This window comes from Rhizobium sp. BK251 (genome assembly GCF_004345245.1).
GTDB lineage: Bacteria > Pseudomonadota > Alphaproteobacteria > Rhizobiales > Rhizobiaceae > Rhizobium.
In genome coordinates this window covers 12136-35794 of sequence record NZ_SLUQ01000002.1, presented here as the reverse complement: position 1 = coordinate 35794, position 23659 = coordinate 12136, and the positions used below count along the sequence as shown (strand labels likewise).

At 59.8% G+C, this 23659-nt stretch carries 22 protein-coding genes; 7 read left to right on the top strand and 15 right to left on the bottom strand.

What is annotated here, in order from left to right; all coding sequences use genetic code 11:
• Nucleotides 1-18: 18 nt before the first annotated feature.
• From EV286_RS04140 to EV286_RS04090, 11 genes are all read right to left on the bottom strand, one after another.
• Nucleotides 19-1140, bottom strand: a complete 1122-nt coding sequence (locus tag EV286_RS04140; RefSeq protein WP_132955762.1) for a branched-chain amino acid ABC transporter substrate-binding protein — start codon at nt 1138-1140, stop codon at nt 19-21.
• A 120-nt stretch (nt 1141-1260) separates the two neighbouring features.
• On the bottom strand, nt 1261-1614 hold the full coding sequence (locus EV286_RS04135) for a DUF6867 family protein (protein ID WP_132955761.1): 354 nt from the start codon (nt 1612-1614) through the stop codon (nt 1261-1263).
• Nucleotides 1615-1638: 24 nt separating this feature from the next.
• Nucleotides 1639-2367, bottom strand: coding sequence for an ABC transporter ATP-binding protein (locus tag EV286_RS04130; RefSeq protein WP_132955760.1), 729 nt, complete (start codon nt 2365-2367; stop codon nt 1639-1641).
• Nucleotides 2367-3242 carry an ABC transporter ATP-binding protein gene (locus EV286_RS04125; RefSeq protein ID WP_132955759.1) on the bottom strand — a complete coding sequence of 292 codons (876 nt, stop codon included), beginning with the start codon at nt 3240-3242 and terminating at the stop codon, nt 2367-2369. Before EV286_RS04125 ends, EV286_RS04130 begins: the two co-directional genes overlap by 1 nt.
• Complete coding sequence (livM, locus tag EV286_RS04120) at nt 3242-4639, bottom strand: high-affinity branched-chain amino acid ABC transporter permease LivM (RefSeq protein WP_132955758.1); 1398 nt, start codon at nt 4637-4639, stop codon at nt 3242-3244. Before livM ends, EV286_RS04125 begins: the two co-directional genes overlap by 1 nt.
• Before the next feature lie 4 nt (nt 4640-4643).
• Complete coding sequence (locus tag EV286_RS04115) at nt 4644-5546, bottom strand: branched-chain amino acid ABC transporter permease LivH (protein ID WP_132955757.1); 903 nt, start codon at nt 5544-5546, stop codon at nt 4644-4646.
• A 286-nt stretch (nt 5547-5832) separates the two neighbouring features.
• A complete protein-coding gene (locus EV286_RS04110; protein ID WP_132955756.1) occupies nt 5833-8259 on the bottom strand; it encodes an FAD-dependent oxidoreductase in 2427 nt (808 codons plus the stop codon).
• Nucleotides 8260-8487: 228 nt separating this feature from the next.
• Nucleotides 8488-9039, bottom strand: a complete 552-nt coding sequence (locus EV286_RS04105; protein WP_132955755.1) for a sarcosine oxidase subunit gamma family protein — start codon at nt 9037-9039, stop codon at nt 8488-8490.
• A 10-nt stretch (nt 9040-9049) separates the two neighbouring features.
• Nucleotides 9050-12007, bottom strand: coding sequence for a sarcosine oxidase subunit alpha family protein (locus tag EV286_RS04100; protein ID WP_132955754.1), 2958 nt, complete (start codon nt 12005-12007; stop codon nt 9050-9052).
• The gene (locus tag EV286_RS04095; RefSeq protein WP_132955753.1) at nt 12004-12282 is read right to left on the bottom strand and encodes a sarcosine oxidase subunit delta; all 279 of its coding nucleotides are present in this window, start codon (nt 12280-12282) and stop codon (nt 12004-12006) included. Before EV286_RS04095 ends, EV286_RS04100 begins: the two co-directional genes overlap by 4 nt.
• A gap of 10 nt (nt 12283-12292) precedes the next feature.
• Entirely contained in the window at nt 12293-13543 is a 1251-nt protein-coding gene (locus EV286_RS04090) for a sarcosine oxidase subunit beta family protein (protein ID WP_132955752.1), read from the bottom strand.
• A 255-nt stretch (nt 13544-13798) separates the two neighbouring features.
• Between EV286_RS04090 and cysQ the strand changes: the two genes are divergently transcribed.
• The 3 genes from cysQ (at nt 13799) to EV286_RS04075 (ending at nt 16942) form a co-directional block, all read left to right on the top strand.
• On the top strand, nt 13799-14575 hold the full coding sequence (cysQ, locus tag EV286_RS04085) for a 3'(2'),5'-bisphosphate nucleotidase CysQ (protein WP_132955751.1): 777 nt from the start codon (nt 13799-13801) through the stop codon (nt 14573-14575).
• 158 nt (nt 14576-14733) lie between these two features.
• Complete coding sequence (locus EV286_RS04080) at nt 14734-15771, top strand: DUF2793 domain-containing protein (RefSeq protein WP_132955750.1); 1038 nt, start codon at nt 14734-14736, stop codon at nt 15769-15771.
• Between the two features lie 445 nt (nt 15772-16216).
• Nucleotides 16217-16942 (top strand): sugar transferase, encoded by a 726-nt coding sequence (locus EV286_RS04075; protein ID WP_245500603.1) that lies wholly within the window; start codon nt 16217-16219, stop codon nt 16940-16942.
• A gap of 40 nt (nt 16943-16982) precedes the next feature.
• Here the strand turns inward: EV286_RS04075 and EV286_RS04070 are convergent, their stop codons facing one another.
• Nucleotides 16983-17726 carry a LuxR family transcriptional regulator gene (locus EV286_RS04070; RefSeq protein ID WP_132955748.1) on the bottom strand — a complete coding sequence of 248 codons (744 nt, stop codon included), beginning with the start codon at nt 17724-17726 and terminating at the stop codon, nt 16983-16985.
• A 404-nt stretch (nt 17727-18130) separates the two neighbouring features.
• Here EV286_RS04070 and EV286_RS04065 point away from each other — a divergent pair, with 404 nt between their 5' ends.
• Both EV286_RS04065 and EV286_RS04060 read left to right on the top strand, forming a co-directional pair.
• Nucleotides 18131-18406 carry a DUF1153 domain-containing protein gene (locus EV286_RS04065; RefSeq protein WP_132955747.1) on the top strand — a complete coding sequence of 92 codons (276 nt, stop codon included), beginning with the start codon at nt 18131-18133 and terminating at the stop codon, nt 18404-18406.
• Between the two features lie 215 nt (nt 18407-18621).
• On the top strand, nt 18622-18867 hold the full coding sequence (locus tag EV286_RS04060) for a GNAT family N-acetyltransferase (protein ID WP_132955746.1): 246 nt from the start codon (nt 18622-18624) through the stop codon (nt 18865-18867).
• Nucleotides 18868-19089: 222 nt separating this feature from the next.
• Here EV286_RS04060 and EV286_RS04055 read toward each other — a convergent pair whose 3' ends face one another.
• Nucleotides 19090-19440 (bottom strand): flagellar export protein FliJ, encoded by a 351-nt coding sequence (locus tag EV286_RS04055; protein WP_132955745.1) that lies wholly within the window; start codon nt 19438-19440, stop codon nt 19090-19092.
• A 444-nt stretch (nt 19441-19884) separates the two neighbouring features.
• Between EV286_RS04055 and ctrA the strand changes: the two genes are divergently transcribed.
• Nucleotides 19885-20586 carry a cell cycle two-component system response regulator CtrA gene (gene ctrA, locus EV286_RS04050; protein WP_132955744.1) on the top strand — a complete coding sequence of 234 codons (702 nt, stop codon included), beginning with the start codon at nt 19885-19887 and terminating at the stop codon, nt 20584-20586.
• 110 nt (nt 20587-20696) lie between these two features.
• On the opposite strand, the gene EV286_RS04045 is transcribed toward ctrA, so the two are convergent.
• Together EV286_RS04045 and EV286_RS04040 are read right to left on the bottom strand one after the other, a co-directional pair.
• Nucleotides 20697-21062 carry a response regulator gene (locus EV286_RS04045; RefSeq protein WP_132955743.1) on the bottom strand — a complete coding sequence of 122 codons (366 nt, stop codon included), beginning with the start codon at nt 21060-21062 and terminating at the stop codon, nt 20697-20699.
• A 122-nt stretch (nt 21063-21184) separates the two neighbouring features.
• Complete coding sequence (locus tag EV286_RS04040; protein ID WP_132955742.1) at nt 21185-21832, bottom strand: histidine phosphotransferase family protein; 648 nt, start codon at nt 21830-21832, stop codon at nt 21185-21187.
• Between the two features lie 326 nt (nt 21833-22158).
• Between EV286_RS04040 and EV286_RS04035 the strand changes: the two genes are divergently transcribed.
• Complete coding sequence (locus EV286_RS04035) at nt 22159-23298, top strand: site-specific integrase (RefSeq protein WP_132955741.1); 1140 nt, start codon at nt 22159-22161, stop codon at nt 23296-23298.
• The last annotated feature ends 361 nt before the right edge of the window (nt 23299-23659 follow it).

Genomic DNA, 23659 nt, shown 5'->3' with positions numbered 1-23659 from the left:
TATTGTGATCAGAAGACCTTAGTCAGCCTTCTGGAAGTAGCTGTACTTGCCGTCGTCGCCCTTCTTCCACTCGTACATGACGTAGCCGGGAAGCTTCGGGTCGCCCTTCTCGTCGAAGGAGATATCGCCGAGCGCCGTCGGGAACGGGCCCTTTTCCTTCATCGCGGTTGCGACAGCTTCTGCTTCGAGCGAGCCGGCAGCCTTGGCGGCGGCGGCGATCGACTGCAGGGCAGCGTAGGAGTAGAGCGTGTAAGCTTCCGGGTTGAAGCCGGCAGCCTTGAACTTCTCGACGAGTTCCTTGTTGGCCGGGTTCAGGGTCGGATCGGGGCCGAAGGTGTTCAGCGTGCCCGCGACAGCGTCGCCGGCGATCGATGCCAGTTCGTTCGAAACGATGCCGTCACCCGAAACGAGGGTTGCCTTCAGGCCCTGGTCAGCCGACTGGCGGATGATGAGACCGGCTTCGGTGTGCAGACCGCCCCAATAGATGATCGAAACGCCAGCTTCCTTCATCTTGGCGATGAGGGCCGAGAAGTCCTTGTCGCCAACGTTGACGCCTTCATAGACGACTTCGGTCACGCCGGCAGCGTTCATTGCCTTCTTGGTTTCGTCGGCAAGGCCCTGACCATAGGGGGTCTTGTCATGGATGACGGCAATCTTGGCGTCCTTGAACTTGTCGGCCAGGTAGGCGCCGGCAATTGCACCCTGCTGGTCGTCACGGCCGCAGGTGCGGAACGTGTTCCAGAGGCCGCGCTCGGTGAACTGCGGGTTCGTTGCAGCCGGGGTGATCTCGAGGATGCCGTTTTCGGCATAGACTTCGGAAGCCGGGATCGAAACGCCCGAGTTGAAGTGGCCAATGACGAACTTGACGCCGTCAGCAACGAACTTGTTGGCGACCGAGATGCCCTGCTTCGGGTCGGAAACGTCGTCGCCGAGCTCGATCTTGATCTGCTCGCCGTTGATGCCGCCTGCAGCATTGATGTCGGCGGCTGCCTGTTCGGCACCCTTCTGGAGCTGAGCGCCGAACGCAGCGTTCGGGCCGGTCAGCGGACCAGCAACACCAATGACAATGTCGGCCCATGCGTTGCCACTAAAGGCAACCATTGCCGTCAGAGCCACTGCCGACAGAAGAGACTTCTTCATATTATTACTCCCAATTTTTGGGCGGGTTTAGTTCAAAGACCTAGCGCGTTACCCACCATTGACTACGCCAGGGAAGCTGTTCCACTCCGGAGGCAATCTGTGCCTAGTTTCAACGGGCTGTCAATGTTTCTCCTTCCATGAAAAGGCAGAAGTCTTTTCGTACAGCCAGTAGTAATTATTCACCATTTGGTTAGTACGGCGATAGCGGTAGCCTGCCGTCGCAAAGATGAGCAGAAGCACGAAATCTATGCTGTAGTAGAAAGCGCTGAGGACCGGTCCATCGAAGAGCGCGTGGTGCAGGAATTGCATCGCGGCGGCCAGAAGAACCGTATAGGCGATTACCAGAGGATAGTTGCTCCAGCCCTCTGCGGCGGCCCTGCCGGCGCGCCAGGCGGTCCAGAAACCGATCAGCATGACGATGCCGCGGATGACAAGGCGCACGCCGGTGTCCTGTTCGAAGAAAAGCCCTTGCATGTCAAATTCCCCCGTCCATCGTCCTCAGTGCCGCCCGCCTTCAAGATAGGCTGCACGCACTTCCGGATTGGCGAGCAACTCCTTGCCCGAGCCGCCCATCGTCACCTTGCCGTTCACCAACACATAGGCGCGGTCCGAAAGCTTCAGCGCGGCAAATGCATTCTGCTCGACAAGGAACACCGTCAGCCCCTCGTCCTTGTTCAGCTTCTTGATCGCCTCGAAAATGCCCTTCACGATCAGCGGCGCGAGGCCGAGCGAGGGCTCGTCGAGAAGGAGGAGCTTGGGGCGCGCCATCAGCGCGCGTCCGATCGACAGCATTTGCTGCTCGCCGCCCGAAAGCGTCCCGCCGCGCTGGTTCTGGCGCTCCTTGAGACGCGGAAACAGCGTGAATATCTTCTCCACGTCCTCGGAGAAGTATTTCAGGTTGTCCAGCCCCGCGCCCATCTGCAGGTTTTCCGTGACTGTCATGCGCGGGAAAATGCGCCGGCCCTCCGGCGACTGGGCAATCCTCAGCCGCGCGATCTCGTGCGTCGGCAGCCGCGTGATGTCGCGACCATCGAAGATGACCGAGCCGGTCCGAGCCTGCGGGCTGCCGCAGATGGTCATCATCAGTGTCGATTTGCCGGCGCCGTTGGCGCCGATCAGGCTGACGATCTCGCCCTTGTTCACCTCGACATCGATGCCGGCAAGGGCGCGGATGTTCCCGTAGTAGGTCTCGACGCCCTGTACCTTGAGAAGAGTTTCACCGGCCATCAGTTCTTGCCCCCTTCGAGCTGCTCGACGGTAGCGATCACCTCTTCCACTTCCTCATCCTCGACACCCAGGTAAGCCGCAATGACGCGCGGGTCGTTCTTGACGTGCTCCGGCGTGCCATCGGAAATCTTCTGCCCGTACTCCAGCACGACGACGTGGTCGGAAATTTCCATGACGACCGACATGTCGTGCTCGATGAGCAGGATCGACGTGTTGTTCTCCGCGCGGATGCTGCGCAGCAGAGCGTTCAGCGCAGCCGATTCGCGCGGGTTGAGGCCCGCTGCCGGCTCGTCCAGGCACAGAAGTTCCGGCTCGGTACACATGGCACGCGCGATCTCCAGCCGCCGCTGCGCCCCGTAGGGCAAGTCGCCCGCCGGATCGTCGGCGCGGTCGATCAGATCGGCCTTCTCCAGCCAGTAGCGCGCACGCTCGATGGCGGCGGCGGCCTCTGTCCTGTACGGACCGATGCCGACAAGACCGAGGACCGTATAGCCCGACGCCTTCATCAGCCTGTTGTGCTGGGCGACGAGCAGGTTCTCGAGAACCGTCAGACCCGAAAACAGCCGGATGTTCTGGAAGGTACGCGCCACCTTGGCTTCCCTGGTGATACGGAAGTCCGGCAGCCGCTCCAGCAGGTACTGCTTGCCGCTCTGCTGCTGCAGGGTGATCATGCCCATCGTCGGCTTGTAGAAGCCGGTGATGCAGTTGAAGACGGTCGTCTTGCCTGCTCCATTCGGGCCGATCAGCGCGGTGATGTCGCCACGCTTGGCCTCGAAGGAGAAGTCGTTGATGGCCATGAGGCCGCCGAACTTCATCGAAAGGTGCTCGACCTTCAGGAGGACGTCGTTGGCCATTGCCTGAGTTACGGGGGTCATCAGCCGTGGCCCTCCTTGGTGAAGCTTCCGGAGACTGCCTTGCGCATCTTGAGGAAGGCAGTTGGTTCTCGCGATCCGACGAAACCGCGCGGCTTGAACAGCATGACCACGACCATGGCGAGGCCGAAGAGCAGCATACGGTAAAGTTCCGGTGTGAAGTCAGGCCCGAAGATCATCTTCAGGAAGGACATCTCGCGAAGCGCCTCCGTGCCGCCCACCATGACGATCGCGGCGATCGCGATGCCGGTAAGCGAGCCCATGCCGCCGAGGACGACGATCGCGAGGATGACGGCGGATTCGAGGAAGACGAAGGATTCCGGCGAAACGAAACCTTGGCGGGCAGCGAAGAACGAACCCGCGAAACCGCCGAACATCGCCCCCGTCGCGAAGGCGGTGAGCTTCGTCGTAACCGTATTGATGCCAAGCGAGCGGCAAGCAATCTCGTCCTCGCGCAGGGCCTCCCACGCGCGGCCGATCGGCATGCGGCGCAGGCGGATTGTGACGTAAGCCGTCAGCATGCACAGCGCGAGGATGACGTAGAAGAGGAAGATCTTGTAATAGGCCGAAGACATCGGCAGGCCGAAGGATTTGGCGAAGTTGTTCGCCGCACCGACGTCAAAGCTCCAGATGCCGAAGATCGAGGCCTTGGCGATGCCCGAAATGCCGAAGGTGCCCTTCGTCACGTCCGTCCAGTTGATGAGGACGAGGCGAATGATTTCACCGAAAGCGAGCGTCACGATCGCAAGATAGTCCCCGCGCAGGCGAAGTACCGGAAATCCGAGAATAATACCCCAGAAGGCGGCCAGAATTCCCGAAAGCGGCAGCAGCAGCCAAAAGGAAAGCCCGAAATGACTGGAAAGCAGCGCGTAGGAATAGGCTCCGACCGCGTAGAACGCGACATAGCCGAGGTCCAGCAGGCCGGCGAGCCCGACGACGATGTTGAGGCCCCAGGCGAGCATCACGTAGATGAGGATCTGGATGCCGAAGTTGTCGACCCATTTCAGGGCGCCCTGCGGGCCGAGCATCGTCGTGACGAAAACGGGATACAGCAGCAGGGCAATGAGAGCGATCTTCAGGAAGTGCCTGTGAAAGAAGCTCTTTTCCGTCGAGATGTCGAGTTCGCCTGACTTGGCCTTCGCAAGCTTGCGTCGGTCGATATGCGGGCCGATGAAGACGATCATGACGAACCGGCCGACGGCGGCGACGGCGACGAAGATCGCGAGTAGCCCCCAGCGCTGTACGATGATGAGCTCGTTGCTGATGTTCTGATCGGTCTTCAGACCGACATAGAGAACAAACATCCCGAACGAAATGAGTGCGGCGAAGAAGGCTTCCGTAAGGCCCTTCTGGACAAGACCGGGCGCCGGCTTGCCTTCAGCAATGCTTGGATTTGCCATGGCGTTATACCTTCTCGACTTCCGGCCGCCCCAGGATACCTGTCGGCTTGAAAATCAGGACGAAAGCGAGGATGGCGAATGTCGCGACATCCTTGTAGGCGATCGTGAAATAGGCCGACCACAGCGACTCGATCAGGCCGATCAGCAATCCGCCGAGAACGGCGCCGGGCAGCGAACCGATGCCGCCAAGAACGGCCGCCGTGAACGCCTTGACGCCCGGCGTGAAGCCGTCGTTGAAGGAGGCAACGCCATAATACATCAGGTACATGGTTCCGGCCACCGCAGCCAGTGCCGCACCCATGATGAAGGTGATCGAGATCGTCCGGTCGACGTTGACGCCGAGGAGAGCCGCCATCTTGCGGTCCTGTTCGGTCGCACGCTGTGCACGACCAAGCGCGGTGTGGTTGACGATGTACCAGAACACCGTAAGCAGCACCGCCGTGATGATGATGATGATGATCTGCTTCAGCGATATCGACAGTCCACCGACCGTGTAGACAGTGCTCACCAGCGGCGGGATCGGCTTGTTGCGCGGACCCTGGGTGACCTGGATGAAGTTGGACAGCGTGATCGACATGCCGATCGCCGTAATCAGCGGCGCAAGGCGGAAGGATCCGCGCAGCGGCCGATAGGCGATGCGCTCGATCGTCCAGTTCCACAGGCTCGTCATCAGCATGGCGACGACAAGCATCACCAGGAGCAGCACTGCCACGGGCAGGCCGACAAAGACGGAAACGAGAACGAGATAGACGATGAGGGCGGCGAAACCGCCAAGCATGAAAATGTCGCCATGTGCGAAATTGATCATGCCGATAATGCCGTAAACCATCGTATAGCCAATAGCCACAAGGCCATAGATGGATCCGAGAGTCAGCCCATTAATGAGCTGCTGGACAAAATACTCCATATATCATTTCCCCTGGATACAGCCTGAAACCGACCGCATCTCATTTTTGATTTTATAGTGCCCGAAGCCAAGGCCCCCATATTGCGCAATCCATACCGCTTTCCGCGAAAATGTGAAGACCAAAAGGTTTTTGTGTTTCAGATTCTTGTCAATACAAACAAAAGTGACGCAATTGAAACCAAACCCACCAGAAAAACGGCATTGGCTGGCAATAATTTAGCCAGCCAATGCCACGCAATGAACTAAAGTCTAAGTGGAAACCTGCCGAGCTATTCCCGCCCTGCGGTCAAGACCGCATGCGTAAGCCATCGGCATCGAAAAGCGGTTGCGGCTGGAGGCGTGCCGGAAGTAGGTCGCCCAGAAGCTCGACATGCCAGCCTTCCGCTTCGTCGGCGATCTCCCTTGGCACATACCCGATCGCGACCGAGACGCCGGAGGCGTGGGCATAACCGCCGGAAGTAACCCAGCCGCGCACTTCGCCATTGTGGTAGATCGGTTCGTCGCCGATCACGTCGGCGTCGCCTGCTACGATGATGAACGTGCGCAGACGAAGCGCGCCGCCTTCCGCCTTTTCCCTTGCAGCCGCCTGCTTGCCGATAAAGTCGGCCTCCTTGGACAACGCCACGAAGCGGCCGAGGCCGGCCTCGTAGGGTCCGTAGAGCGGACGATATTCCCGCGCCCAGCTGCCGTAAGACTTGTCGAGCCGCAGCGCGTTCAGCGCCCGGAGGCCAAACAGCTTGATTCGGTGTTCCGCACCGGCTTCCATGATAAGGTCGAAGAGATAACGCTGGTATTCCGGCTTCATCCAGATTTCGTAGCCGAGATCGCCGGTATAGGAGACGCGCCCCACGATCGCCGGCGCCATGCCGAGATCCATGCGGCGGATTGACATGAAGGGAAACGCCTTGTCCGTCAGATCCTGATGCGTCAGCTTTTCCATCAGCTTGCGCGCATTCGGACCGGCAACCGAGAGGCCGAGAAGCGCAACGCCGAGCGCCGTCAGTTCGACGGAGCCGTCAGCCGGAAGATGCTTCTCGAACCAGCGCATGTGATAAGACTCGGCGATACCGGAGCCTATCAGAAGGAAATCCCCCTCGCCCAGCTTGGCGAGCGTGAAGTCGCCGATCAGCTTGCCGTCTTCCTTCAGCATCGGCGCCAAGGTCATGCGGCCGATCGCAGGGATGCGGCAGGTGAGCATCCGGTCGAGCCAGGCTTCTGCACCCTTGCCCTTGATCGTGTACTTGGCAAAGCCCGAGGTCTCCATCAGGCCGACGCTGTCGCGCACCGCCTTGGCTTCTGCGCCAACGACGTCGAAATCATTCGAGCGCCGCCACGAGAACTTGTCCTCCTCGCCCTCAGGAGCGAACCACAGCGCCTGCTCCAGGCCATAGGACGCGCCGAACACCGCGCCGGCCGCCTTCAGCTTGTCGTAGATCGGCGTGGTCATCAGCGGCCGCCCGGCCGGCAGTTCCTCGTTCGGATAGCGGATCGAGAATCGGCGCTGGTAGTTCTCGCGCACCTTGGCATTGGTGTAGGCAAGCGTCGCATAGTCGCCATAGCGCGACACATCCATGGCAAAGACGTCGAAGCCGGGATCGCCATGGATCATCCAGTTGGCAAGAGCGAGCCCGACGCCGCCGCCCTGGCTGAAGCCGGCCATGACCGCGCAGGCCGACCAGTAGTTGGTGAGACCGCGCACCGGGCCTACCAACGGATTGCCGTCCGGCGAGAAAGTGAAGGGGCCGTTGATAATCTTCTTGATGCCGGCATTGTTGAAGGCGGGGAAGTGGCGAAAGCCGACTTCCAACTCTGGGGTGATGCGCTCGATGTCTTCCGCCAGCAGCTCGTGGCCGAAATCCCAGGGTGTATTAAGCGGCGACCACGGGCGGCAGGCCTTTTCATAGGTACCCATGAGCATACCCTGCCGTTCCTGCCGCAGGTAGATCTCACCGTCGAAGTCGACGCAGTGCATCAGCTCCTTGCCGGTTGCCGCGTTGAAATCGGTCACTTCCTTCATGTCCTCGGTGATGAGGTACATGTGCTCCATGGCAAGAACCGGCAGCTCAAGCCCAACCATGCGGCCGACTTCGCGCGCCCAGAGGCCACCGCAATTGACGACGTGCTCGGCGATGATTTCGCCCTGGTTGGTGATGACGCGCCAGGCGCCATCCTCGCGCTGCACCAGGTCCTCGACCTTGGTGTGCAAATAGATCTCGGCACCATTCTTCTTCGCCGACTTGGCGTATGCATGTGTCGTGCCGTAGGGGTCGAGATGGCCTTCGACCGGGTCGTAGAGCGCGCCAACGAACTGATCGGGATCGAGAAGCGGCATCATCTCATGCGCTTCCTTCGGCGACAGCAGCGTCGCTTCGAGACCGTTGTAACGGCCCTTGGCGAGGATCGACTTCAGCCAATCGAAGCGCTGCGTGGTCGCGGCCAGCATCAGGCCGGAGGTCATGTGCAGGCCCACATCCTGGCCGGAATACTCCTCGATCTCCTTGTAGAGCTCGACCGTGTACTTCTGCAGCTTGGCGACGTTGGGATCACCGTTGATCGTATGCATGCCGCCGGCCGCGTGCCAGGTCGAACCCGAGGTCAGTTCGGAACGCTCGAGTAGTACCACGTCCTTCCAGCCGAATTTTGTCAGATGGTAGAGAACCGAGCATCCGACGACGCCTCCGCCGATGACGACGACCCTGGCATGGCTTTTCATGTGAACTCTCCGGTTGTTGGCCCGCTGGGGACACTATCGCTCTGACAAAGGAAAAGGTCGACGCAAGCCACCGGACGGTCTCCATACCTTTGAAATCAGCTGGAAATTCCGCCTGGATCGGCAAGATCTGGAAGCAGCCTAGTGGCTATTTTCCTGGGCACATAGAGCGAACTGCGAAGCCGATATTCCTGTTTGCGCCATCACGATTGTCCGGATCGCGCCATCGCCTCAATCGGAAAAACCGGCCGTCAGCGCAAATTCGCGCCCCATCTCCATGATCTCCTCGAAGACCGAGCCCGCATAGGAGCGCATGACGACGATTTCGAAGGAATCCGTGCCGAAACGGGCGACATTCGCACTGACGTGGCAGCACAGCATGTTCGCCGATCGCCCCTCGGCAAACACCAATGGATGGAGATCGACGGCAACGCATTTGGCGAGAATGCGACGGACGTTGGGCCCGCTGATGCGCAACACGGCGCGGCCGTCGCTCTGGTCGACTATGGATAGCGGCCATTCGATCGCCGAAATCTCGCGCGCAAGAGTCTCCGCACCGACAGTCTCCGAAATGACGAGCCATTCGCCCGGCGATGCGTTTCGTACGACGGCATCCGGCAGCGCCTTCAGCGCGGCATCGGCCTGATCCGTCTCGCCGCCATGCGCGAGAACCGAGAAGATCGCGGGGCGCCGCAGGATCGCGAGGTGATCGGGGCTCGTCCGATTGTCGAAACCGGACACATGATCTTCCAGCGGGTGCGTGTTCTGGAACGTCGGGGTCATCCAGCAATCCTCAAAGATGCAGCTTGGCGTTTTCGGGATCGACGAAGATGGGGCTGCAGACCTCCGCAAGCACCTCTTCGCCTCTCAGGCCATCCCAGACGACGATCCTTTCGCCGTAACGCTCACGACCGGACTTTAGGAAGGCGAGCGCGATGAAATGGCCAAGCGTCGGCGAGAAGCAGGCAGACGACACATGTCCCTGGTCGTTAGCGGTCGAGGGCTTTGCCCCCTCCTTCAGCAGATGCGCACCCGCCCGGATCTCCTTTGCCGCCTCAACCGGCTTCAAACCGACAAGCTGGATGCGATCGGCAGCCGTCAGGCCGAACCGGCTCGAAAGCCGCTTGCCGATGAAGTCCGTCTTCTGTGTCGACAACATTTTCCCCAGCCCGACATCATCAGGGGTCGTGCGGCCATCGAGTTCGCTATGGGTGACGTGGCCCTTTTCGATGCGGAGCACGTTCAGCGCCTCGACACCGTAGGCGCAGATGCTATGATCCTTGCCGGAATCCATCAGCGCATCCGCGACAGCTTCGCCGTAACCCGAGGGAATGCCGATCTCATAGGCCAGTTCCCCGGAGAAGGAGATGCGGAAAAGGCGTGCCTTCAACCCGCCCTTGAGCGTCACCTGTCCGGCCGAAAGATAGGGAAAGGCCTCGTTGGAAATGTCGTCCTCGACGATCTGCTGTAGGATCACGCGTGCCTTCGGCCCGGCGAGCGACATCTGTGCCCACTGGTCGGAAGAAGAGACGAAGCGGACATCGAGCTGCGGCCAGAGCGCTTGCGCGCAGAACTCCATGTGCGACATGACCTCCGCCGCATAGGCCGTCGTGGTGGTCACGAAGAAATGCTCGTCCCCCAGGCGGCTTGCGGTTCCGTCGTCGAAGACCATGCCGTCCTCGCGCAGCATCAGCCCGTAGCGCGCCCTGCCGACAGGCAGCTTGAGAAACGGGTTGCTGTATATCCGGTTCAGGAATTCCGCCGCGTCCTTGCCGAAGACCTCGATCTTGCCGAGGGTCGACACGTCGCAGAGACCGGCATTCTCGCGAACATTCCTCACTTCACGGTCGACGCTTTCGCGCAGGGTCTTCTCTTCGCCCCGCGGAAACCAGGCGGAACGATACCAGAGCCCGGCCTCGAGGAAGGTCGCCCCATTCCTCTTGGCCCATCCATGCAGCGGCGATTGACGCACCGGAGCAGCATGTTTGCCGCGCGCCGTGCCTGCCAGCGCCCCGAACGAAACCGGCGTATAGAAGGGCCGGAATGTCGTCGTGCCGACGGTGGCCGGATTGACGCCCCGCATGCCGGCCATGATGCCTGTCGCATTGACATTGCCGAGCTTGCCCTGATCCGTCGCCATGCCGCTCGTCGTGTAGCGTTTGGCGTGCTCGATGTGGCCGAAACCTTCGCGCAACGCCAAGCCGAGATCCTTGACATGAACGTCGTTCTGGAAGTCGACGAAGGCTTTGTCCTTCGCCCCCGGGATATGCCAGATCGCCGCAAAGGCAGGATCGTATTCGCCCTCCACCTGGGGCAGATTCGCCTCGTAGGCCGCATAGCCGAGACTGAGCGCTGCCGTCTTTGCCTTCTGCATCCCGTCGGCGAGGCAGGCGGAAACACTTTCCACGCCCGCAGCGGAACCTGCCGCGACGAACCTCCCTCCGACATCAGGCGCCAGGAAGGCCTGCTTCTCATCGGACCAGACCGGCTTTCCGCCGCGCTGGCAGAGAAGGTGAACGACCGGCGACCAGCCGCCGGACATGGCGAGAGCGTCACAGGCGATCGTCTCTTCGAAGCCGGAACGGTCGGTGATGACACCGGAGAGCCGCCGGCGCCCTTTCGTCGCAACGATCGTACCATTGTAAATGACGCGCGCGCCTTCCGGCGCCCTGTCGCTGCCTCCGCCGCGTGTGTCGATGATCGCGCTGATCTCGATGCCCTGCGCAGCAAGATCACTCGCCGTGCGGTATCCCGAGCCGCCATTGGTGAAGACCGCAACCTTCTTTCCGGCCGCCACGGCATAGCGGTTGAGATAGGTGCGCATCGCGCCCGCCATCATGACGCCCGGCCTGTCATTGCCGCCGAAAACGAGCGGCCGCTCCTCGGCGCCGGAGGCGAGGATCGCCCGCTTGGCTGCAATGCGCCAAAGCCGTTCCACCGGCAGGCTGCCGCTCGGCACCGCCACATGCTTCTGCACTTTCTCGACTGCGCCGAACACGTTGTCGTCGTACCAGCCGAAAACGGTCGTCCGTGGCATCAGCGTCACGTTCTCGAAGCTCTGGAGCTCATCGATCAGGCTCCGCGCGAAGGCATCGCCGGCAAGCCCTCCGACCACGACCTTCTCGGACAGCAGCGATCCGCCGAGCCTGAAGCCCTCATCCGCAAGGATGACCCGAAGCCCGGCGCGCGCCGCGGTCAACGCGGCCATCAGCCCCGCGGGCCCCGAGCCGATGACCAGCAGTTCGCAATGCGCCCAGGCCTTTTCGTAGCGGTCCGGATCGGCCTGCATCGCGGCGCGGCCAAGCCCCGCCGCGCGGCGGATGAACGGCTCGTAGACCTTCTCCCAGAAAGCCGCCGGCCACATGAAGGTCTTGTAGTAGAACCCCGCCCCGAGAAACGGCGACAGGATGCTGTTCAACGCGCCGATGTCATGGGAAAGCGACGGCCAGCGGTTCTGGCTTGCAGCTGTGAGGCCCTGGTAGAGCTCAGCGACGGTCGCGCGGGTATTCGGCTCGGTGCGCGCGTCTCGACCTATGGCAACGAGGGCGTTCGGCTCCGAAGACCCCGCCGTCACGATGCCGCGCGGGCGGTGATACTTGAAGCTGCGGCCGACCAGAAGCTCGTCATTGGCAAGGAGCGCGGAGGCAAGCGTGTCGCCCTCGAAGCCGCGCATGCGCTTGCCGTCGAAGGTGAAGGACAATCCGCTCTCGCGGTCGACAAGACCGCCGGAGGCAAGGCGATAGGCTGTCATGCCGCATCCCCTTTGACCTTCGCCGCCGCATCGGTAACGGCAAAGACCTCGTGGGTAAGGTTGTCGCGATCAACCACCAGCCAGCGGCGGCAGCCGGCGGCATGGTGCCAATATTCCTTGTAGCGGCCGCGCGGGTTGTCCCGGACATAGACGTAGCGGTGCCAGTCCTCGTCCGGTGCTGCCGGCGAAGGACGCTCGATGGAGGCATCGCCGCGAATGGAGAATTCCTCCTTGGGACGAATGCCGCAATGCGGACAATGTATCAGGCTCGCCATGTCGGGTGTCTCAATGCAGGTTCGGTTGCGGACCCTTGCCGCCTTCGTCGATCGGGAAGCCGCGCTCGAAGCGATCGAGGCGCATGAAGCGGCTGACGTCGTGTGATTCGTTCTTCGCGATCAGGTGCGCGAAGCAGAAGCCGGAAGCGGGCGTCGCCTTGAAGCCGCCATAGCACCAGCCGCAGTTCAGGTAGAGATTGTCGATCGGCGTGCGGTCGATGATCGGCGAGCCGTCCATGCTCATGTCCATGACGCCGCCCCAGGCCCGCAGCACCCGTGCACGCGAAAGCCCGGGAATGAGGGAGACGCCCTCCTCGATCGTGTGCTCGACCGTCGCCAGGTTTCCGCGCTGGGCGTAGGAGCTGTAGTAGTCGATGTCCGCGCCGAAGACGAGCCCGCCCTTGTCGGACTGCGAGATGTAGAAGTGTCCGGCGCCATAGGTGATGACATTGTCGATGACCGGCTTCAGCCCTTCCGAGACGAAGGCCTGCAGCACGTGCGTCTCGATCGGCAGTTCGAGATCGGCCATGCGCCCGACCGTCGTTGTATTGCCGGCGGCCGCGAGCGCGAGCTTGTTGCAGCCTATGAAGCCTCTCGTCGTCTCCACGCCCGTAACCACGCCGTTTTCACGACGGATACCCGTCACCTCGCAGTGCTGGATCAGGTCGACGCCGCGGCTGTCGGCACCGCGCGCATAGCCCCAGGCGACCGCATCGTGCCGAGCGGTGCCGCCGCGCCGTTGCAGCAGGCCGCCGAGGATCGGGAAGCGGGCATGGTCGAAATTGAGGTAAGGCATCATCGCCCTCACCTCATCGCGATCGAGCAGTTCGGCGTCGACGCCGTGCATGCGCATCGCGTTACCGCGGCGGGTATATTCGTCCTTCTGTCCGTCGGAATGGAAAAGGTTGATGATCCCGCGCTGCGAGACCATGGCATTGTAGTTGAAGTCCTGCTCCAGTCCCTCCCAGAGCTTCATCGAGAACTCGTAAAAGGGCTCGTTGCCGGGCAGCAGATAGTTGGAGCGGATGATCGTCGTGTTGCGGCCGACATTGCCGGAGCCGAGGTAGCCCTTCTCCAGAACCGCCACGTTGGTAATGCCGAATTCCTTCGCGAGATAGTAGGCAGTCGAAAGACCGTGCCCGCCGCCACCGACAATGATGACATCATAATGCGGCTTCGGCTGCGGTTCACGCCACACCGGCGTCCAGTCACGATTTCCTGAAAAAGCTTGTTTTAAAATGGAAAATGCCGAATAGCGCATGCCGTCGCCCAAGATGAGATGGCCGCACATTCGCATACGCATCGCAAACGGCAAGCCCGTAAAGGGCGCGGAAATGACGCAAACCGGACATGATGTTTTTTTCACACAGCCGCGAGCACATTTGCCGCCGGTTGATGTTGATGGGGACTTTCGTGCAACCCATCTATGAAGAAGATGATATTCAAGAGTGGCTGTCGCAGCGTAGGATCGTGGTCGCGCGCAGCCAAGGGCAACCATCCCACGACGACCAGCGAAATGCTCCGGACTTTTGAAAAAGCAGCACTTGAGGCGGGAGAAGCCATTATCGAGGTCTTCCGCGCCGGTTGCTGTGTGGCCTTCAAGGCCGACGCAAGCCCCGTCACCATCGCCGACGAGCGGGCTGAACGCATCATCCTCAGCCATCTTGCAGCGGCATTTCCCGAAGTACCTGTCATCGCAGAGGAGGCCGTGGCCGCCGGCCACATTCCGGATATTGCCGGCAAACCCTTCTTCCTCGTCGACCCGCTCGACGGCACCCGGGAATTCGTCGACAGGCGCAAGGAGTTCACCGTCAACATCGCTTTCATCGAAGGCGGCATACCGACGGCAGGCATCGTCTACGCACCGGCCCTTCATGTCGCCTTCGTCTGCGAATCAGGCAAGGCGGAAAAGCTCGCGGTCGACGACAAGTTCGAGATTGTCGAGCGGCGCCCGATCACTGTCCGCGCGCAGCCGGAGAGCCGCGTTGCGCTTGCCAGCCGCAGCCATGACAGCCCGCGTACTCGCGCCTTTCTGGACGAGCACTCGATCTCGGAGTGCACGAATATCGGCTCTTCGCTGAAATTCTGCCTGATCGCGGAAGGCATGGCCGACATTTACCCACGCTTCACCCGGACGATGCAGTGGGACACGGCGGCCGGCGACGCTGTTCTTCGCGCGGCGGGCGGTTCGACGCTGACGCTCGACGGCACGCCGCTGCACTATGGTGAAGGGGCAAATGCCGACTTCTCCAACCCTCACTTCATCTCCTGGGGCAACGCCAAGCGCAGCTGAGCGGGGACGGCAAAGCCAAGAAGCATTGAGATTTCAATGCAACGCCCATCGCTTCGTCCCCACAACCAACCCTGCACCTAAGATTTCGGACAGATCACGCTGCCGGCAGCACCCCGACTCGCTCGGGATGTGCCCGGCCGCGCAACCGGAGAAGAACCGTGTCCGAAGAAACCGCAAACCTCTCTCTTCCCTATATCCTTCCCTCCCAGGCGCAGAAGCACGTGACCCACAACGAGGCACTGCAACGCCTGGACGCCATCGTGCAATTGACGATCGAAGCCGAACTCGCGACACCGCCGGAGTTGCCTGCCGAAGGATGCTGCTATCTCATCGGCGCGTCGGCGACCGGACCCTGGTCTGGAAAATCCGGCAGGATCGCGTTTCGCCAGGACGGCGCCTGGCTCTACCTCACACCACTCGATGGCTGGCGCGCCTTCTTCCTTGCCGATGACAGGCTGCGCATACATCAGGCCGGCGCTTGGCATGAGCCGGCTCTTCCCGCTGAAGGTTCGTTTGCTACGTTGGGGATCAGCACCGGCGCCGACGCGTTCAACAGGCTCGCGGTCTCCTCCCCCGCGTCGCTCTTCAACCATGCAGGCAACGGCCATCAGCTGAAGATCAACAAGGCAGGCGCTGCGGATACGGCGAGCCTTCTCTTCCAGTCGGCATGGTCAGGGCGTGCCGAGATGGGTCTCGCAGGCAACGACGAGTTTGCAATCAAGGTGAGCGCCGACGGCAGCGATTGGCGCACGGCCCTTTCCGTCTCCGGAGGTGGGATTGCGAGCATGCCGAATCGCCCCGCCGTTCGTGCATCGCTTGCCGCCGCCACCCTGTCGCCGGCAAACGGCAGCCAGACCGGGTTCAATGACCTGCACATCAGCCAAGGCGGTTTTGCGCTCGGCACGGCCGTTGCCGGCGGCACCGGCAACAATCTCGTCGTTCCGGCGGCCGGCATCTATCTTCTCGCCCTTAGTGTCAGCGCGCTGTCGAGCTCCGGCCATGGTGTCACCGTCCTGGCAAACGGGGCGACGACCTTGGCAACCGTCACCGCCCCTTCAGCAAGCACAGCAACGCGGCAGTCAGCCATCGGACTGGCATTTCTTGACGCGGGAAACCGGATTTCTCTTCGCCACAGCGGAAGCGGAAGTATCGAGTTCGGCAGCGGCAAAACCGAGATAACGCTCATCAGACTATAAATAACCGACAGGCGATCAATCTTGCGCATTACCTGTCGATGCAAAGTATTTCTGGTTAAACTATCTGCTCGACGGGGTCAGTGAGGATTGACACTCGATTCCTCAAGCTTTCCGGACTGCCGCTATTTCAGGCATAGAAAGCAATTACTAAAATACAGCCATGCGCTGTGCGCATGGCAGATTTGCGGCAATGCCGGCTCTTTTCAGCAGCCGTCAATCCAATTGGTGAAATACATCGAAAAATTTCAGTATTTTAACGCAGTTGCGAAGGTATATGCGCTGCAACGCGGCATTTTTTATTGGACACATGAGTTCAATTAGATCAAATTATCATTCAATAGGCTTAACGGTTCGTTAAGAAGGTTGATGACAAGCGCCAAACGATAGCCTATGGAGTAACGCCCATAGACTTCCTGTCTCTTAACTGTTTTGAGAGTGGACGATTTTGAGCATCACGGACCTACATCACAGTATTACGCGCGGTGCTTTTAACGTCGGGCCAAAGGGTCTTTTCGGCGGACGGATCAATACGCATCTGTTTGTGGGGCACGGAAACGGCCGGAAGGCCCTGCAGCTCTTTGCAAAGCGCATGCTCGATATCGTCATTGCATCGAGCGCTCTGGTTGTACTTCTGCCTTTTCTACTGGCGGTCGCGATAATGATCAGGGTCGACAGCCGCGGCCCGGTTCTCTTCTACCAGACCCGCTGGGGCAAGAATTGCCGGAAGATCAGGGTCTACAAGTTCCGATCGATGTACACGAATCTCGGTGACCGCTCGGGCGTGGCGCAGACGGTAAGGAACGACCCGCGGATCACCCGGGTAGGCCGCATTCTTCGTCGCACGAACATCGACGAATTGCCCCAGCTCTTGAATGTTCTGAAAGGCGACATGTCGCTTGTCGGGCCGCGCTGCCATGCACTCGGCATGCGCGCCGGCGGGACACTATACGAGGATCTCGTGCCGCAATATCATCGCCGGCATATGATGAAGCCGGGGATGACCGGCCTGGCGCAGATGCGCGGGCTGCGCGGACCGACCGACAAAGCGGCCAAGGCGAAGGCACGCATCAAGAGCGACCTGCACTATATCGAGAACTTCTCCGTGTTGCTGGACATCAAGATCATCGTCGGCACGGTCATCTGCGAGCTGAGGGGCGGAAGGGGCTTCTGATCCCCAAGCCAGCCTTCAGCAGAATCCCTACCCTTTTTTCTCAGAGCAACCGGTAGCGATAGGCCCGCGCCACCGCCTGCATTCGATTGACCGAATCGAGCTTGCGCATCGCGCTCTTGAGATAGCCGGCGACGGTATGGGTGGACAGTTCGAGGATGATGGCGATCTCTTCGCTGCTCTTGCCCGCCGCCGACCAGCGAAGACACTCGATCTCGCGGCGGGTCAGCCGTTCTGCCGGTCCAAGGTCCTTACCTTTCTCGAAGACAAGGTTCTCGAGCACCTCGGCGGACTTGTAATGCAAATCGGCGCTCTGCTTCCGGGAGGGCGCCAATCCTCGGCCGGAGAAGGCGAAGATGTATTGCTGGAGGTCGGCATCGTGGAGCGTGAAGGCAACCGTGCTGGATAGCCCGTGACCGTGAAACGCCGAATTCAGCCGCGCGCTTTCCTGGTTTGCGGCAGCACTACCGAACGGAACCCCGTCGGAAAAAACCGGCAGAATGGTATTCTTGAGGCTGGCGACCAGCTTGCTGTGGTGAAACACATCGCAGCCGCTATAAAAATCCAGCAACTCCTGCGGCCAGTTGGACGCCAGGCAATTGCCGGAAAAGCCGGTCTTGTCGCCGCGCGGGAATGCGGCAAGGAGGAAGTATTCAAAGCCCGCTAGCTGTGCGAGCCCGGTAAGCGACTCCAGGTGCGCATTCGTCTCGGACTCGTCGGTCGACTGTGCAGAAAGCAAGCTGCCATCGACGGCGCCCCAGCGGATCGCGCTGTTTCGCTCTTTCATAACTGGCACTCCTCAAGGCGCGCCGGCTTTCAATTACGTCTTCGGTCGGGCAGGAGTATCCGCGCGGGCTCAAGCCTGGAAACGGAAGAAGCACCAGCCTTGGAACCCAAGGCGGGCCAATCTGACTACAGAACTTCCGGATGACGAATTGCGCTGCCGGAAACGCCGCGCTCGATTAAATTTTGCATGCTTATAATTTAGATCTGACGCGGATTATAACATTTATTGCGCATGGCTCCCATGCAGCCAGTTCAGGTTTACCAATTGGTAAAATATTGCACCTGCGAAAGCTTCCCCGGGCAAGCCCTTAAAATTGTTATCAAACTGTTACTAGGCGCTTAGGCAAATTTTAAATGTGGCAAGCTAGAGTGCCTGCCGTGGTCTTGAGTAGTGTAGAGAGTCCAATGACCGAAATGATACGTCCCCGAGTAAAATATGTCATCGGCCCCGATGGCAGCCCGCTGACCATTGCGGACCTGCCACCGCCCAACACGCGTCGTTGGGTGATCCGCCGCAAGGCCGAGGTTGTCGCCGCCGTCCGCGGCGGCCTGTTGAGCTTGGAAGAAGCATGCGAGCGCTATACGCTCACCGTCGAAGAGTTCCTGTCCTGGCAGGCGTCGATCAATAGCCACGGTCTCGCCGGGCTGCGCACGACCCGGATCCAGCAGTATCGTCACTGACGGGGCCGATGGATCGCCTTTCGCCTGCGCGGACATAACCTGGATTATTTCGGGCCCTTTTCTTCCCCGTCTGTGGAAGAGAGGGCCCGAAATCATTCTGGGCGATCCCATCGCCGTCTGCCGCAGCCCCGTGAATGAAGGACAATCGCCTTCTTGGCATGGGCTGCCCGGCATGCGAACCTTGGTAAACCCGCATCGCTCTTCAAGGAACGCAGATGGAAATCAGCAACGAGGAATCCGGATCAGGCGGCCGCTACGTCGCCGTCGTCGAGGGCCATGAGGCCGAGATGACCTATTCCCGCACATCGCCGAAGATGATCATCATCGATCACACGGCAGTCCCCGACGCGCTGCGCGGCAAGGGCGTCGGCCAGGCACTTGCCCTTCATGCTGTCGAGGAAGCCCGCAGCAATGGCTGGAGGATCTTTCCGCTCTGCCCCTTCTTCAAGGCACAGGCGTAACGCCATCCGGAATGGAGCGACGTGGTCGGCTCCTAGGCTCGCGGCACCTGTCCGATCGGCTACCTGGCCCCGCGGCAAGAGGCGACGCCATTCACCGATAGGCTTGCGGTCAGGCAGAAGCACCGACATGCCAAAAGCCATGTATAACAGGCCGCTTCGAGGCCGGTCATACATGGCTCTTGCAGGAACTGACGGCGGGATCGTCCGCCGTGGACTTTCGGCTCAGGCGCGAATCCTGGCCACCCCGTCCCGCTCCTCGAGTGCGGCGGCCTTGTCATATTCGGCCTGCATTTCTTCCAGTGCCAGTTCGAGCGATTCTTCCTGCATTTTGAGCTCCCGGATGGAAACCTGCAGGTTGTCGGCTCGCTGGCGGGCCGCCTTCGCGAAAGTCGGATAGGCGAAATGTCCCGGATCGGAAATCCCGGACTTCTTTTCCTCGGCCACGATCTGGCTTTCCAGATCCTTCGTCATCCGTTCGAATTCGGACAACATCATCTGCAACTGCTGCAGCTGACGACGTTTTTCGTTCACCTGAAACTCTTTCAGGCGCACTAGGCTCTCACGCGACTTCATACGCAATACTCCCGTGATGCGAGACCCCGGCTCCACATTACAAATGCGCCCAACGCACCGCTTTGACACGGCTTTGCGAAAAATTTCCCGGCGGTGTTAACAAAAACCTACCGCTGGTAACCTTTCGTTTACGGGCATCGTTAATGATAGTGGCGATCATTTAAGGGTCGGTAAATGCCGAGGCCTGATTTCCGGACTAAGGCATTAATGAGTCGGATGAATCACTTGGCGCACTTTCTTAATGTGAAAGTTGAGAGCAGGCGTGCCGAATTTCTTTATGGAAAACAGTGGAATGGAAAAATTATTTAATATTTCCGATAGACCTTGCCAGAGGGAATCAGAATTTGTTAACCATTCCGTGGCAGCTTCCAAATCAGGTAGTGACTGGATCGGGTATCGCGTTGGGGGCAAGACGACCTTTCGGCGGCGGTAAAGGGGATTAAAATGCGGGTTCTACTCATTGAAGACGATAGTGCGACAGCACAGAGTATCGAGCTTATGCTCAAGTCGGAGAGCTTCAACGTATACACGACCGATCTTGGCGAAGAAGGCGTGGATCTCGGCAAGCTCTATGACTACGACATCATTCTGCTCGACCTGAACCTTCCCGACATGTCGGGATACGAGGTGTTGCGCACGCTGCGCCTCTCGAAGGTCAAGACACCCATCCTGATCCTCTCCGGCATGGCCGGCATCGAGGACAAGGTTCGCGGTCTCGGCTTCGGTGCCGACGACTACATGACGAAGCCCTTCCACAAGGACGAACTGGTAGCGCGCATCCACGCGATCGTGCGTCGCTCGAAGGGACACGCCCAGTCGGTCATCATTACCGGCGAGCTGATCGTCAATCTCGATGCCAAGACCGTCGAAGTCGGCGGCCAGCGCGTGCACCTGACCGGCAAGGAATACCAGATGCTGGAGCTGCTCTCGCTCCGCAAGGGTACGACGCTGACCAAGGAAATGTTCCTGAACCACCTTTATGGCGGCATGGACGAGCCGGAACTGAAGATCATCGACGTCTTCATCTGCAAGCTGCGCAAGAAGCTGGCCAATGCCGCCGGCGGAGCAAACTACATCGAGACTGTCTGGGGCCGCGGCTATGTGCTGCGTGAACCCGAGGGTAATGACTACCTGGAAAGCGCATAAGCCGCAGATCCCCGCGGTCGGTCTAAAAAAATCCCGCTGAAAAGCGGGATTTTTTATTTTGTCCGGTTCGGCAATCGGCTGACGCGAATGTGCAGCACGCAAGCCGCGCCCTACGCGGCGGCGACCGTGCGATTTCCAAAGATGGCGGTCAGGATCTTCCGGTCGAAGGGCTTGAGAAGGAAATCCGTCGCCCCTGCCCTCTTCCCCTGCATCAGTTTCTTGAGGTCGGCCTCGATGACGCAGTAGTAGATCTTGACGTTCTTTCCGTCCGGCATGCCACGGATGGTCGCAATGAGCTCGAGTGCGCCTTCCATGCCGGAATCGACGATAAGATAATCCGGAAGCTGGGTCTGGCAGTGCGCGAAGGCCTCATGCGCGCTGGAAGCTTCACTGACGAGAAAATCGAGTTCTGAGAGAATGCGTTTGCCCACCTTCCGAACAACGTCCGAGGCGTCAGTAATCATAAATCTTTGCATTGGCATGCTCCTTGATACCCGCGGGGTGAGCACGAGCACAATCCTTACCCGCCCACGATAGGGGACGGGGGCCTAAGGAAACGTTACGTAGCAACACAAAATTAAGCGAATGCAACCAAAGGTCACATGGATTTCATCGCTGCACTGAAGACAATTTCCTCGCCAGTCGCAATGTATTTCAGCTCCATTCCGCTCTCGTCGGCGAGCAGGACGGTGTAGTAGGGCTGGATCGAATGCGCGTCGACCGCCTCTTCCAGCGAACCCGAGCAGATCTCCGCGAACTTCGGCGGAACGCGCATCATCCTGCCCTTCGCAGTGATGCTGAACTTCGAGTCGCCCTCGGGATCCTCGAGCACGATATCGAGCGTGCCGCCCTTCGGGATCGAGCCATAGGCGACGAGGAAGAGATTGAGCAGCAGCTTTACGCGGTTCTTGGCGATGATCACGCGCGGGCCGGTCCAGGTGACCTCCGTCTTTTTCTCCGCAGCGGCAAAGTCCTTGGCAGCCCGCTCCGCCTCGCCCGTGTCGATGGACGCACCAACGGAACCCGAGGCGCCAAAGGCAAGGCGCGCAAACTTCAGGCGCACGGAAGCGTTGAGGGCGCTCGTCCGGATCAGGTCCATGGCGTCTTCGTCCGCACCGCCCTCGTCCAGGAGTTCCAGCCCGTTGTTGATGGCGCCAACCGGAGATATGACATCATGGCAGACGCGGCTGCACAGAAGCGCGGCCAGATCCGGACCGGATAGCGTGAGATTCGGATTTTTCGTCATCATTTTCTCCTGAAGCTGGCGATGGCCGTCCTGCGCATTCTGATCCATCAAAATTGCATGAAAGTTACGGCCGCAGCGCGCCATAATGACACCATATTTGGTAAACCGATTGTTAAGACAACGGCGGAATGTCGCGGTAAATTCTCCGTGAGGCCCATAAACGGAAATTCCGTAATGTAAAGAGGTCTTTACATGGAATCCGACAATTTACTAATATAAGCAACGAACCAAGAACATCGAAACCCCTATAGTCTAGATGACTTGTAGATAACTTGTATTTCTGGCCCTTAAAAACGATACTGGGCGCCTGCCTCGGAGCCATCAAAATGCGAAAGCCCACCAACCTGCTAACGCCGGAATACATTCGCTCGCTTACGGGAACCCGATGCCAAAAAGTCGACGCCGAACGGAACGACCTATCTATCGTGATGCCGGCCATGACCTGGCAGATGCGCAACGCGGAAGGGAAGCGGGTTAAGATCCCTGGCCCGGTGCACAACGCGGCCAAGTATGATCGCGAGGCGGCGCTGAGGGCCATAGACAAGCTGACCCGCCCACCAGAGGCGGAGCTAGAACCCCTGCCCGCCCCCGACGGCGTTATCACGCTGGGCTATGCAATGGCGGCCTGGAAGCAGCGACGGTTCGCCATGTCGAAAGCGAAGAAGCTACGTGACAGCAGCAAGGACACTTATGGATATTGGCTCAAGCACATCGAGAACTGGACGATAGAAGGACGCCCAGCCACCAGCAAACCGCTGGATGATATCACCCCCGTCGACGTTGATGACCTACAGGAGGAATTGTCAGACCGTTCCACGACCGCGAACAAAGTCATCTTCGTGATACTGAGCGCTGTCTACAAGTTCGCAAAGGGAAAGCGGTGGACCGTGTACAATCCGACCGAGGGGCTTGAGCGACTACCCACCGACCCCTTCCAGCCGATCTTGTCCAAGGCCGAGTTTGCGCAGCTATATGAGGCGGCTTGGCGGGTATCCAATTCCGATCCCGCCGCGTGGCCCCTGCTCCTGATTTGCAACACCGGATCGCGCACCGCAGAAGCGGCCAATATCCCCATCAGCGAGATCGACGGTAACAAATGGGCTATCGCTGCGACCCGCGCCAAGGCCAAGAAGGCCCACGTCTATGCACTGGAATCATCGCAACAAGTATTTATAGCGCGCAGGGCAGCAGGCTGGAAAACTGACGTAGACAAGACCAACGCCGTTCGCCACCTCTACCAGAAGCTACTCAAACAGCTTGGCATCCCGAAATCTGGCGTCCACGCCATTCGTCGTCACATCGCCAGCGTCATCGCTGAGAAATACGGCATCGAGGCCGCAAGCGCCCATCTCGGCCATGCTTCCGTTACACAGACCGCTCAGTATGTGAAGGTCTGGAAGGAGAAGCGGCAGGAGGTTGCCGAGGATATCGCCACGATGCTGTTTCGTGCCGCTGAGGTTGGCTGATTGCTGGCGTCAGGCAGTTGAGGGCACGCGCGTGACAGAGAGCAAAGAACGCGCATAGTTCAGCGCTTGTCGCTGGTTGCCGTGCCATGCTCTGGAGAAGGGTACCAGCAGCCCTTCCGCTCAGAGTTGACGACCTCAGTCGTCGCTAGTCAGGTAGTCTTGAATGTCTTCCGACGAAGCATCGAAGTTTGACCCAAGCACAACCGCATTTCTATCGTTTACCAGCATATACAGTCCGTAATTGTAGGAACTGTAGTCCTTGCGCGACTTGATTACGCGAAAGCCTTGCTTTTTGGCCAGTCGCCTGACCATACTTTCTGATACCAACCTAAACACCCCCTTTCCGTGGCAGTAGCTTACA